Raw genomic sequence first — 12,504 nt, 5'->3', positions numbered from 1 at the left:
CAAGGCCCCGGCGTAGGTATATCTGCGGGGTACTGCATCCCAGCGCGGAATGTTAACCTGACCCTCACACCAGTCGCGCCGGCCCGGCCACTCGCTGTCGCAGGCTGCTACCACGCTTGACCGTCGGCAACGACACTATTTATATAGTGCAAGTCGCCGGCAACCTATATATAGTCAACGAACAGCAACCGTTCTTGCGTATACCGCAAGCCCAGAGCTATGGCCCGTCTGCCCCGCCTGTACGCCCCCGGGCTGCCCCAACTGGTGCAGGCCAATTTCGTTCAGCCGCTTGCCGCGCCGTCCCAACCTGCGCCGCAGGACATCCTGAATCAGTTGGCCACCTGGCTGGGGGATTCCGCCCAACGCCACCGCGTGGCGGTGCATGGCTGGGTGCTGGCCACCGACCGTATCCTGCTGCTGGCCACTCCTGCCGACGAAGACGGCCTGCCCCGGCTCATGCAGACCCTCGGTCGCAATCTGGCCGCCCGCCTGCGCGGCGGCCGTGTATTCGCTGGTCGTTACCGGTCGGCCCTGCTCGAACCGGGCGCCTGGGTGCTCAAGGCCTTGATCTGGCTCGAGACCTACCCCGTGCGCAGCGGCAACGCCACCGAACCCGACGGCTGGCCCTGGTCGTCCGCGGGCAGCCACACCGGCAATACCCGTGCCCAGCCGGCCCAGTGGCAATCCGATCACGCCGACTACTGGGCGTGTGGCAACACCCCGTTCGACCGCCAGGCCAACTACCGCCGGCGGCTGCACGACGGCCTGTCGCGCGAAGAATCCCTGCGTATCGAGCAGGCCGTGTCCGGCCAGTGGGCGCTCGGCGGTCCCACCTTCATCTCCGGCCTGGCCCACACCGCCAGCCGCCGGGTCGCGCCGGGCCAGCGTGGACGCCCGCGCAAGAAGCCCGCTTCGCCCGTGGCCCCCGCCGCCCCCGCGACCGATCCCACCCAGACGCCTTGATGCCCTGAGGCAACGCCAGGCGCGGGGTTGCGCCGATGCCTGGTTGCGCGCGTTGAATATTAAGGGACGCATTAAAAAGTCCATGCCGTGGGCAGGGACGGAATTCAATCGCCTATGGGAACGTGATTTGCTGGGAATCTTTTAATACGTCCCCAATATATTCCATAGAGAAGGCACCCGAATTTATTTAGGGACGCACCCCTATTATTTTTATTGCACGTCCCCTCGCTCCGCAGTATTGTCGCCTCCTGCACTGCAACAATTCGACGCAGACCCCTGCGGAGCGCGCCATGTCCCAAATCTCTTCCTCCGAATCCTGTCGTCCCGCCGCCCGCGCGGTGGCTATCGACGCCACCCGCATCGGCATCCCCGCGGCCCAGGGCATGTACAACCCGTCCAACGAACACGACGCCTGTGGCGTCGGTTTCGTCGCCCACATCAAGGGCCGCAAAAGCCACTCCATCATCCAGCAGGGCCTGAAGATCCTCGAGAACCTGGATCACCGGGGCGCCGTCGGCGCCGACAAGCTGATGGGCGACGGCGCGGGCATCCTCATCCAGATCCCCGACGCGCTGTACCGCGACCAGATGGCGCAGCAAGGCATCGTCCTGCCCCCGCCCGGCGAATACGGCGTGGCCATGGTGTTCCTGCCCAAGGAAACCGCCTCGCGCCTGGCCTGCGAACAGGAACTGGAACGCGCCGTGCGCGCCGAAGGCCAGATCGTGCTGGGCTGGCGCGACGTGCCGGTGGACGTCGACATGCCCATGTCGCCCACCGTGCGCTCGGTCGAGCCCGTCATCCGCCAGCTGTTCATCGGCCGCGGTCCCGACGTCATGGTTCCCGACGCGCTCGAGCGCAAGCTGTACGTCATCCGCAAGACTGCCAGCCACGCCATCCAGCACATGCAGCTGGCGCACGGCAAGGAATACTTCGTGCCCTCGGCCTCGGTGCGCACCGTGGTCTACAAGGGCCTGCTGCTGGCCGACCAGGTGGGCCGCTACTACCGTGACCTGGCCGACACCCGCACGGTGTCCGCCCTGGCGCTGGTGCACCAGCGCTTTTCCACCAACACCTTCCCGGCCTGGCCGCTGGCCCACCCGTACCGCATGATCGCCCACAACGGCGAAATCAACACGGTCAAGGGCAACTTCAACTGGCTGCGCGCCCGCGAAGGCATGATGCAGTCGGCGGTGCTGGGCGAAGACCTGCCCAAGCTGTACCCCATCGTCTACGAAGGCCAGTCCGACACGGCAACGTTCGACAACTGCCTCGAACTGCTGGTCAACTCCGGCTATTCGCTGTCGCACGCCATGATGATGATGATCCCCGAGGCGTGGGAACAGCACACCCAGATGGACGAAAGCCGCCGCGCTTTCTACGAATACCACGCCGCCATGATGGAGCCGTGGGACGGCCCGGCCGCCGTGGCCTTCACCGACGGCCGCCAGATCGGCGCCACGCTCGACCGCAACGGCCTGCGCCCGGCGCGCTATCTCATCACCGACGACGACATGGTCATCATGGCGTCCGAGGCCGGCACGCTGCCCATCCCCGAAAACCGCATCGTCAAGAAGTGGCGCCTGCAGCCGGGCAAGATGTTCCTGATCGACCTGGAACAAGGCCGCATCATCGACGACGCCGAGATCAAGTCGCAGTTGTCCAACAGCCGCCCCTACCGCCAGTGGATCTCGCGCCTGCAAGTCAAGCTGGAGTCGCTGCCGGCGCCGTCCAGCGCGTCGCCCGCCGCGCAATCGCCCGTGCCGCTGCTGGACCGCCAGCAGGCCTTCGGCTGGACCCAGGAAGACTACAAGTTCATCCTGGAACCCATGGCCACCAGCGGCGAGGAAGTCATCGGCTCGATGGGCAACGACGCCCCGCTGGCCGTGCTGTCCAACCGCGCCAAGCCGTTCTACAACTACTTCCGCCAGCTCTTCGCGCAGGTCACCAACCCGCCGATCGACCCGATCCGCGAACAGATGGTGATGTCGCTGGTGTCCTTCATCGGTCCCAAGCCCAACCTGCTGGACATCAACAACGTCAACCCGCCGCTGCGCCTGGAAGTGACGCAGCCCGTGCTCGACTTCGCCGCCATGGCGCAGATCCGCGACATCGAGCAGGTCACGTCGCTGAAGTTCCGCAGCTGCGAGCTGGACATCACGTATCCGGCCGCCTGGGGCTCGGAGGGCATCGAGGCCCACGTGGCCGCCCTGTGCGCCCGCGCCGTCGATGCCGTCAAGAGCGGCTACAACATCCTGATCGTGTCCGACCGCCTGGTCGACAGCGAGCGCGTGGCCATCCCCGCGCTACTGGCCACCTCGGCCGTGCACCAGCACCTGATCCGCGCCGGCCTGCGCACCAACACCGGCCTGGTGGTGGAAACCGGCTCGGCCCGTGAAGTGCACCACTTCGCCCTGCTGGGCGGCTACGGCGCCGAAGCGATCCACCCGTACCTGGCGCTGGAATCGCTGGGCCGCATGGCCGATCCCGAGAAGGCCGTCAAGAACTTCGTGAAGGCCATCGGCAAGGGCCTGAACAAGGTCATGTCCAAGATGGGCATCTCGACCTACATGTCGTACTGCGGCGCGCAGATCTTCGAAGCCGTCGGCCTGCAACGCGAACTGGTGCAGAAGTACTTCACCGGCACCGCCACCAACATCGAAGGCATCGGCATCTTCCAGGTCGCGGAAGAAGCCCTGCGCATGCACCGCGCGGCGTTCGGCGCCGACCCGGTGCTGGCCAACGACCTGGAAGCGGGCGGCGAGTACGCCTTCCGCATCCGTGGCGAAGAGCACATGTGGACGCCGGACTCCATCGCGAAGCTGCAGCACGCCTCGCGCGCCAACAACTACCGCACCTACAAGGAATACGCGCAGATCATCAACGACCAGAGCCGCCGCCACATGACGCTGCGCGGCCTGTTCGAGTTCAAGGTCGATCCCAGCCGCGCCATTCCCCTGGACGAAGTCGAACCCGCCAAGGAAATCGTCCGCCGCTTCGCTACCGGCGCCATGTCGCTGGGTTCCATCTCGACCGAAGCCCACTCGGTGCTGGCCGTGGCCATGAACCGCATCGGCGGCAAGTCGAACACCGGCGAGGGCGGTGAGGACGAACTGCGCTACCGCGAGGAAATGCGCAACGGCAACAGCGGCATCCAGGACGGCGACACGCTGGCCTCGGTGCTGGGCGAGGAACGCATCGCCGCCGACGTCGCGCTGAAGGCGGGCGACTCGCTGCGCTCGAAGATCAAGCAGGTCGCCTCGGGCCGCTTCGGCGTGTCCGCCGAGTACCTGTCCTCGGCCGACCAGATCCAGATCAAGATGGCGCAGGGCGCCAAGCCCGGCGAGGGCGGCCAGCTGCCCGGCCACAAGGTCACCGACTACATCGCCAAGCTGCGCTATTCAGTGCCGGGCGTGGGCCTGATCTCGCCCCCGCCGCACCACGACATCTACTCCATCGAAGACCTGGCCCAGCTCATCCACGACCTGAAGAACGTCAACAGCCGTTCGTCGATCTCGGTCAAGCTGGTGTCGGAAGTCGGCGTGGGTACGGTGGCGGCCGGCGTGGCCAAGGCCAAGGCCGACCACGTCGTGATCGCCGGCCATGACGGCGGCACCGGCGCCTCGCCCGTGTCGTCCATCAAGCACTGCGGCACGCCGTGGGAACTGGGCCTGGCCGAAACGCAGCAGACCCTGGTGCTGAACCGCCTGCGCAGCCGCATCCGCGTGCAGGCCGACGGCCAGATGAAGACCGGCCGCGACGTCATCATCGGCGCGCTGCTGGGCGCCGACGAATTCGGCTTCGCCACCGCGCCGCTGGTGGTCGAAGGCTGCATCATGATGCGCAAGTGCCACCTGAACACCTGCCCGGTGGGCGTGGCCACGCAGGATCCGGAACTGCGCAAGAAGTTCCAGGGCAAGCCCGAGCACGTCGTCAACTTCTTCTTCTTCGTCGCCGACGAAGTGCGCGAGATCATGGCCCAGCTGGGCATCCGCCGCTTCGACGACCTGATCGGCCGCACCGACCTGCTGGACATGCGCGCCGGCATCGAACACTGGAAGGCCAGCGGGCTCGACTACTCGCGCATCTTCCACCGCGTGCAAAGCGATGCCGACGTGCGCCAGACCGAAACGCAGGACCACGGCCTGGCCGGCGCGCTGGACCACCAGTTGATCGAGCGCAGCAAGCCCGCGCTGGAGCGTGGCGAGAAGGTCTCGTTCATCACCCCCGTGCGCAACCGCAACCGCACCATCGGCGCCATGCTGTCGGGCGCGGTGGCCGCGCGCTACGGCCACGAGGGCCTGCCGGACGACACCATCCACATCCAGTGCAACGGCACGGCCGGCCAGAGCTTCGGCGCCTTCCTGGCGCACGGCATCACGCTGGACCTGGTCGGCGAAGGCAACGACTACGTCGGCAAGGGCCTGTCGGGCGGCCGCATCGTGGTGCGCTCGCCCAACGACTTCCGCGGCTTCGGCCCCGACCACATCATCGCCGGCAACACGGTGATGTACGGCGCGCTGGCCGGCGAGGCGTTCTTCAACGGCGTGGCCGGCGAGCGTTTCGCGGTGCGCAACTCGGGCGCGGCCACCGTCGTCGAAGGCACGGGCGACCACGGCTGCGAATACATGACCGGCGGCACCGTCGTGGTGCTGGGCGACACGGGCCGCAACTTCGCGGCAGGCATGTCGGGCGGCGTGGCGTACGTCTGGGATCCGGACCGTTCGTTCAAGCATCGCTGCAACCTGTCGATGGTCGAGCTCGAACCGGTCACGCCGCATGCCGAGCAGGCCTCGCAGGACAAGGACACGTGGCACAGCGCCCAGCGCGGCGGCGAGCGCGATACCGACGAAGCCATCCTGCGCCGCCTGGTCGAGGATCACTTCCGCTACACCGGCAGCTTCCGCGCCCGTGAAATCCTGGGCGACTGGGAAGCCTCGCGCGGCAAGTTCATCAAAGTCATGCCCACGGAATACCGCCGGGCCCTGCGTGAAATGTGGCGCGCCGCCAACCCGCAACAGCTGGCCGCCTGAGGACGAAGAACATGGGAAAGATCACTGGCTTCATGGAATACGAACGCCTGCAGGAGGCCTCCGAGGCCCCGCAGAAGCGTCTGAAGCACTGGCGCGAGTTCGTGCTGCACCTGACCGACGACCAGGCCAAGCAGCAGGCCGCGCGCTGCATGGACTGCGGCATCCCGTTCTGCAACAACGGCTGCCCGGTCAACAACATCATCCCCGACTGGAATGACCTGGTGTTCAGGCAGGACTGGCGCCGCGCGCTGGACGTGCTGCACTCCACCAACAACTTCCCCGAGTTCACGGGCCGCATCTGCCCGGCGCCCTGCGAGGCCGCCTGTACCCTCAACATCAACAGCGATGCGGTGGGCATCAAGTCGATCGAGCACGCCATCATCGACAAGGGCTGGGCCGAAGGCTGGGTGGTGCCGCAGTTGCCCGCCCGCAAGACGGGCAAGAAGGTCGCCGTGGTGGGCTCGGGCCCGGCCGGCCTGGCCTGCGCCCAGCAGTTGGCGCGCGCCGGCCACGCGGTCACGTTGTTCGAGAAGAGCGACCGCATCGGCGGCCTGCTGCGCTACGGCATCCCCGACTTCAAGCTGGAAAAGTCGCAGATCGACCGCCGCATCTCGCAGATGGAAGCCGAGGGCGTCGAGTTCGCGCCGTCCACCTACATCGGCCGCGCCACGGATGACGCCGCCGACGGCCTGACCGTGCGCACCCCGGAATCGCTGAAGGCCGAGTTCGACGCCATCGTCATGACCGGCGGCTCGGAAACCCCGCGCGACCTGCCCGTGCCCGGCCGCGAGCTGGACGGCGTGGCTTTCGCCATGGACTTCCTGCGCCCGCAGAACAAGGCCGTGGCGGGCGACCGCCTGAAGGACCCGCTCAATGCCCGCGGCAAGCACGTCGTGGTCATCGGCGGCGGCGACACCGGCTCCGACTGCGTGGGCACCAGCAACCGCCACGGCGCGGCCTCGATCACCCAGTTCGAATTGATGCCTCAGCCGCCGGAAAGCGAGAACAAGCCCATGGTGTGGCCGTACTGGCCGCTGAAGATGCGCACCTCTTCGTCGCACGACGAAGGCTGCGAGCGCGACTGGTCCATCACCACCAAGGCGCTGGTCGGCGCGGACGGCAAGGTGCAGAAACTGGTCGGCGCGCGTGTCGAGTGGGTCAAGGACGACGCCACCGGCCAGATGAAGATGCACGAGGTCGAAGGCTCGGAATTCGAGATCAAGGCCGATCTGGTGCTGCTGGCCATGGGTTTCGTCTCGCCCACCGCCACCGTGCTGGACGCCTTTGGCGTGGATCGCGACGGCCGCGGCAATGTGCGCGCCAACACCGACGACTACCGCACCAGCGTGGACAAGATCTTCGCCGCCGGCGACATGCGCCGCGGCCAGTCGCTGGTGGTGTGGGCCATCCGTGAAGGCCGCCAATGCGCCCGCTCGGTGGACGAGTTCCTGATGGGCTCGAGCGAGCTGCCGCGCTGATCGTTTCGCACGAGCACGACGCGGGCCAGGTGTAAAGCCTGGCCCGCGTCGCGCATAATGCAGGCGTAAATCCATAACAACGGAGACGCTCGCATGCGCACCCCTCGCGCCATCCTCGCCGCCATCCTGGCCGGCGCCTCGCTGATCGCCACGGCCGCCCACGGCCAGTCCGCCGACAACTGGCCCAGCAAACCCATCACCATGATCGTGCCCTACGCCCCCGGCGGTTTCGCCGACACGCGGGTGCGCCTGTTGGCGCGCAAGCTGGGCGAGTCCCTGGGCCAACCCATCGTCATCGAGAACAAGGCCGGCGCCGGCGGCGTGATCGGCACCAACCTGATCGCCAAGGCCGCGCCCGACGGCTACACCATCGGCACGGGCAACCTGGCGCCCATGGCCGTCAACCCCACGCTGATGCGCGACATGCCGTACGACCCGCGCAAGGATCTGGCCCCCATCATCCTGATCGAGAACAGCCCGCTGGTGCTCAGCGTCAACACCACACTGAAGGTGAACACCCTGCAAGAGTTGATCGCGCTGGCGAAGAAAGAGCCCGGCAAGCTCAATTTCGGGTCGTCCGGCGTGGGCGGCGCCCACCACCTGTCGGGCGAGATGTTCCGCGAACAGGCCGGCATCGACATCGTCCACGTGCCGTACAAAGGCGGCAGCCTGGCCGCCACCGACCTGATGGGCGGCCACCTGACCATGATGTTCGAAATGGGCTACTCGGCGCTGCCTGCCATCCAGGGCAAGAAGATCCACCCCATCGCCGTCACGTCGGCCAAGCGCCTGGACGTGCTGCCCGACCTGCCGACCATGGCCGAATCCGGCCTGCCGGGCTTCGAGTCGTACAACTGGCAAGGTATCGTGGCCCCGGCCGGTACGCCCGCCCCCATCATTGCCAAGCTGAACGCCGAGTTCAACCGCATCCTGCAGGACCCCGACGTGAAGAAGGCGATTGCCGACACCGGCAGCCAGGCCGGCGGCGGCACGCCCGAGGCGTTCGGGACATTCATTGCCGCCGAGACCGACAAATGGGCGAAGGTCATCAAGGCCGGCAATATAACCCTGCAATAAATAAGGCTTCCAGGCGCTACCAGGGGCCCGGCTGCCGGGCCCGTTTAAACCCGTCTTAAAGCGCATGCCCTAGCCTTGGCATGCCAGCGGGCCGGATCGGGCGCGGGCACGGGCCGTACGCAATTTGTCACTGTTCCATTACTGACGCTTTCCCCGGAGCCCCCTAAGCGACCAGCTACAATGGCAGACGCCTTCGCCGGGCACGCGCCGTGCGCATGCCCCGCAGAAACCACATTACCTATGCCCCCTTCCAACCGTTCGGAACTCGTCCTGTCCCTGAAAAACGTGGACCTGGGATACGGAGACTTCACTGTGCTCCGCGGCATCAGCATGCAGGTTCATGCCGGCCAGGTCGTGGCCGTCATGGGCGGATCGGGCTCGGGCAAGACCACGCTGCTGCGTGCCGCCACCGGCCAGATCCCGCCTCAGTCGGGCTCCGTGCAGGTGTTCGGCCAGGAATTGGCCGGCCTGCCCGCGTCGGGATTGCAAGACCTGCGCAAGCGCATGGGCGTGCTGTTCCAACAGGGCGCGCTGTTCACCGACCTGAACGTCTTCGAGAACGTTGCCTTCCCGCTGCGTGAACATACCCGGCTGGGCGAGGGCGAAATCCTCGACCGCGTGCTGGACAAGCTGGACGCCGTCGGCCTGCGCGGCGCGGCCCACCTGAAGGTATCCGAGATCTCCGGCGGCATGTCGCGGCGCGTGGCGCTGGCCCGCGCCGTGGTGCTCGAACCCGAACTCATCCTGTACGACGAACCCTTCGCCGGCCTGGATCCGATCTCGATGGGCATCACCGCCCGCCTGATCCGCAACCTGTCCGACCGGCTGGGCTGTGCGTCGGTGCTGATCACCCACGACATCCAGGAATCCTTCGCGATCGCCGACCAGGTCTATCTGGTCGGGCAGGGCCGGCTGGCCGCCTCGGGATCGCCACAAACCCTGTCCGGCTCGCAAGACCCGTACGTGCGGCAGTTCCTGGACGGCGCCCCCGATGGCCCGGTGGCGTTCCAATACCCCGACACGCCCGCGTTCCAGGCCTGGCTGGCCAAGCAGCAGGGGCACAAGCAATGAGCAATCCCATCAGCGCCATCGGCGGCTGGACCCGCGAGCGCATCAGCGGCGTCGGTTTCTTCGCCCGTTTCCTGTGCGCCCTGGTGGCGCGCAGCGGTATCGCGCTGCGCCGCCCCCGCCTGGTGTCGCAGCAGGTGCATTTCATCGGCAACTATTCGCTGCTGATCATCGCCGTGTCCGGCATGTTCGTCGGCTTCGTGCTGGGCCTGCAGGGGTACTACACGCTGAACCGGTACGGCTCCGAAGAGGCGCTGGGCCTGCTGGTGGCCCTGTCGCTGGTCCGCGAACTGGGGCCGGTGGTGACCGCACTGCTGTTCGCGGGCCGCGCCGGCACCTCGCTGACGGCCGAGATCGGCCTGATGAAGGCCGGCGAACAGATTTCCGCCATGGAGGTCATGGCCGTCGACCCGGTGCAGCGCGTGCTGGTGCCGCGCTTCTGGGGCGGCATCATCGCCATGCCGGTGCTGGCGGCGGTGTTTTCCATGGTGGGCATCCTGGGCGGATGGCTGGTCGGCGTGGTGCTGATCGGCGTCGATTCGGGCGCCTTCTGGTCGCAGATGCAAAGCGGCGTCGACGTCTGGAAAGACGTGGCCAACGGCGTCGTCAAGAGCCTGGTGTTCGGCATCACGGTCACCCTGATCGCCCTGTACGAGGGCTGGCAGGCCCGTCCCACGCCCGAAGGCGTGGCGCGCGCCACCACCCGTACCGTGGTGGCGGGCTCGCTGGCCGTGCTCGGCCTCGACTTCCTGCTCACCGCCCTGATGTTTGGCAATTGAACTTACGGATTCCTCGATCATGTCCCGTGCAAGAACCGATTTCTGGGTAGGATTGTTCGTGCTGCTGGGCGCGGCCGCGCTGGTCTTCCTGGCCCTGCGCGCCGGCAATCTCAGCACTTTCTCGTTCAAGCCCACCTATCACCTGACCGCCAATTTCGACAATATCGGCGGCCTGAAGGTGCGCGCGCCCGTCAAGAGCGCGGGCGTGGTGGTCGGCCGCGTGGCCAGCATCGGCTTCGACAACCAGACCTTCCAGGCCGTGGTCACGCTGGACATGGACACGGGCTTCGAATTCCCCAAGGATTCCTCCGCGTCGATCCTCACGTCGGGCCTGCTGGGCGAGCAATACCTGGGCCTCGTCCCCGGCGCCGAGGAAGAGAATTTTGCGGATGGCGGCAAAATCCGCTATACACAAAGCGCCGTCGTGCTGGAACAGCTGATCAGCAAGTTCCTGTATGGCACCGCCGAAAAGCAGGGCACCTCCGCCGAAGGCGGTTCCGCGCCCGCTCCGGCCGCACCCCAGAACTGACGAGTACGGCAGCGCCCGCCGCCGCAACCGCGGGCCATCGACCTCCAAGAAGACCATGAACATCACCGTCAATCCCCGCTTCGCCGCCGCCGCCCTGGCTACCGCCATGCTGGCAGGTTGCGCCGCCCCCCAGAATCCGAGCCCGAGCGATCCTTGGGAAGGCTTCAACCGTGGCGTGTACAAGTTCAACGATACGGTCGACCGTGGCCTGTTCAAGCCGGTCGCGCAGGCGTACGACTACGTCATGCCCAATCCGGTGCAGAGCTGCGTGCACAACATCTTCAGCAACCTGGGCGACGTCTGGGGCGCGGCCAACAGCATGCTGCAGGGCCGCGGCCACGACGCCGTCAACACCTTCGGCCGTTTCCTGTTCAACTCCACCATGGGCCTGGGCGGCTGCATCGACGTCGCCACCATGAACGGCGCGAACAAGATCCCCAACGACTTCGGCACGACGCTGGGTGTCTGGGGTCTGGGCCAGGGCCCGTACGTGGTCCTGCCGCTGCTGGGCCCCAGCACCGTGCGCGACAGCGTCGGCCGCGTTGGCGACTGGGCCGGCAACGTGGTCTCGGTGCGCGAGATCGACAACGTTCGACTGCGCAATTCGCTGTGGGGCCTGGAAGTGATCGATACGCGCGCCAGCCTGCTGGGCGCCACCGACACCGTCGACCGCGTGGCGCTGGACCCCTACAGCTTCGTGCGCGACGCCTATCTGCAACGCCGCGCCGCGATGGTTCGTGGCGCCAAGCCGGGCAGCGACGCCAATCTGCCCGACTACAGCATCGACGAAGAAGCCGACGCGCCCGCCGCCGCCCCGGCGCCGGCCCCCGCGCCGGCCAAGTAACACCGGGTGGCTCGCCGCCCCGCAACCAGGAGTCTTCATGTCGTATTTCGTTTCCCGCCTGATGCAACGCCTGTTCCTGGCCTGCAGCCTGATGGCTGCCGCCGCCGCCGTGCAAGCCCAGGGCGCCAAGCCGAATCCGAACGGTCCGCCCGACCAGTTCGTGCTGGCCGCCGCCAACGAAACGCTGGCCGTGCTGCGTGCCGACGACACCATCAAATCCGGCGACCTGAACCGCATCAACCAGGTGGTCGACCAGCACATCCTGCCGTACGTGGACTTCACCAAGACCACCCGCCTGGCCGCTGGCCGCTACTGGCGCCAAGCCACGCCGCAGCAGCGCACCGCACTGGCCGAAGCCTTCCGCGGCACGCTGATCCGCACCTACAGCGGCGCGCTGGCCAAGGCCGACAGCTCCACCGCCGTGAAACTGCTGCCGTTCCGCGGCGACGCCAAGGCCGACGACGTGGTGGTGCGCTCGACCATCACCCAGTCCAACAACACCCCCGTGCAGGTCGACTACCGCCTGGGCAAGGAAGGCGGCCAGGGCTGGCGCATCTATGACCTGAACGTCGAAGGCATCTGGCTGATCGAGAACTACCGCAACCAGTTCGCCCAGCAGATCAACCAGAACGGCATCGACGGCCTGATCGCCGCACTGAACCAGCGCAATAAATAAAGGCCCCCACGCCGCGCCTTCGGCTTGCTGCCCCCCAAGGGGGCGCTTTTGCCTTGGGGC

9 protein-coding genes are annotated in these 12,504 nt (G+C 66.9%); all 9 read left to right on the top strand.

Translation table 11 applies throughout. The annotated features are described in order from the left end of the window. Positions 1 to 219 precede the first annotated feature (219 nt). Positions 220 to 963, top strand: a complete 744-nt coding sequence (locus A7W11_RS07680; RefSeq protein WP_066410437.1) for a hypothetical protein — start codon at positions 220 to 222, stop codon at positions 961 to 963. Between the two features lie 290 nt (positions 964 to 1,253). Further along, complete coding sequence (locus A7W11_RS07675) at positions 1,254 to 5,993, top strand: glutamate synthase-related protein (RefSeq protein ID WP_066410436.1); 4,740 nt, start codon at positions 1,254 to 1,256, stop codon at positions 5,991 to 5,993. Positions 5,994 to 6,004: 11 nt separating this feature from the next. Continuing rightward, entirely contained in the window at positions 6,005 to 7,471 is a 1,467-nt protein-coding gene (locus tag A7W11_RS07670; RefSeq protein ID WP_066410435.1) for a glutamate synthase subunit beta, read from the top strand. Positions 7,472 to 7,564: 93 nt separating this feature from the next. Then, a complete protein-coding gene (locus A7W11_RS07665) occupies positions 7,565 to 8,548 on the top strand; it encodes a Bug family tripartite tricarboxylate transporter substrate binding protein (RefSeq protein WP_066410434.1) in 984 nt (327 codons plus the stop codon). 240 nt (positions 8,549 to 8,788) lie between these two features. Continuing rightward, positions 8,789 to 9,619, top strand: a complete 831-nt coding sequence (locus tag A7W11_RS07660; RefSeq protein ID WP_235816827.1) for an ABC transporter ATP-binding protein — start codon at positions 8,789 to 8,791, stop codon at positions 9,617 to 9,619. Next, on the top strand, positions 9,616 to 10,395 hold the full coding sequence (mlaE, locus tag A7W11_RS07655; RefSeq protein ID WP_066410432.1) for a lipid asymmetry maintenance ABC transporter permease subunit MlaE: 780 nt from the start codon (positions 9,616 to 9,618) through the stop codon (positions 10,393 to 10,395). Before A7W11_RS07660 ends, mlaE begins: the two co-directional genes overlap by 4 nt. Before the next feature lie 19 nt (positions 10,396 to 10,414). Next, a complete protein-coding gene (gene mlaD, locus A7W11_RS07650) occupies positions 10,415 to 10,924 on the top strand; it encodes an outer membrane lipid asymmetry maintenance protein MlaD (RefSeq protein ID WP_066410431.1) in 510 nt (169 codons plus the stop codon). A 55-nt stretch (positions 10,925 to 10,979) separates the two neighbouring features. Further along, positions 10,980 to 11,768, top strand: coding sequence for an MlaA family lipoprotein (locus tag A7W11_RS07645; protein WP_066410430.1), 789 nt, complete (start codon positions 10,980 to 10,982; stop codon positions 11,766 to 11,768). 37 nt (positions 11,769 to 11,805) lie between these two features. Then, a complete protein-coding gene (locus A7W11_RS07640; RefSeq protein WP_066410429.1) occupies positions 11,806 to 12,444 on the top strand; it encodes an MlaC/ttg2D family ABC transporter substrate-binding protein in 639 nt (212 codons plus the stop codon). The last annotated feature ends 60 nt before the right edge of the window (positions 12,445 to 12,504 follow it).

The organism is Bordetella ansorpii (assembly GCF_900078315.1).
Lineage (GTDB): Bacteria > Pseudomonadota > Gammaproteobacteria > Burkholderiales > Burkholderiaceae_B > Bordetella > Bordetella ansorpii.
The sequence above is the reverse complement of the archived record's forward strand: the minus strand, read 5'-3'. Positions and strand labels throughout refer to the sequence as shown.

What these genes read in the sequence shown, in the direction of transcription:
- mlaD (WP_066410431.1), top strand. Translation starts at nt 10,415, where the DNA reads ATGTCCCGTGCAAGAACCGATTTCTGGGTAGGATTGTTCGTGCTGCTG.
- mlaE (WP_066410432.1), top strand. Translation starts at nt 9,616, where the DNA reads ATGAGCAATCCCATCAGCGCCATCGGCGGCTGGACCCGCGAGCGCATC.
- A7W11_RS07640 (WP_066410429.1), top strand. Translation starts at nt 11,806, where the DNA reads ATGTCGTATTTCGTTTCCCGCCTGATGCAACGCCTGTTCCTGGCCTGC.
- A7W11_RS07665 (WP_066410434.1), top strand. Translation starts at nt 7,565, where the DNA reads ATGCGCACCCCTCGCGCCATCCTCGCCGCCATCCTGGCCGGCGCCTCG.
- A7W11_RS07645 (WP_066410430.1), top strand. Translation starts at nt 10,980, where the DNA reads ATGAACATCACCGTCAATCCCCGCTTCGCCGCCGCCGCCCTGGCTACC.
- A7W11_RS07680 (WP_066410437.1), top strand. Translation starts at nt 220, where the DNA reads ATGGCCCGTCTGCCCCGCCTGTACGCCCCCGGGCTGCCCCAACTGGTG.
- A7W11_RS07660 (WP_235816827.1), top strand. Translation starts at nt 8,789, where the DNA reads ATGCCCCCTTCCAACCGTTCGGAACTCGTCCTGTCCCTGAAAAACGTG.
- A7W11_RS07670 (WP_066410435.1), top strand. Translation starts at nt 6,005, where the DNA reads ATGGGAAAGATCACTGGCTTCATGGAATACGAACGCCTGCAGGAGGCC.
- A7W11_RS07675 (WP_066410436.1), top strand. Translation starts at nt 1,254, where the DNA reads ATGTCCCAAATCTCTTCCTCCGAATCCTGTCGTCCCGCCGCCCGCGCG.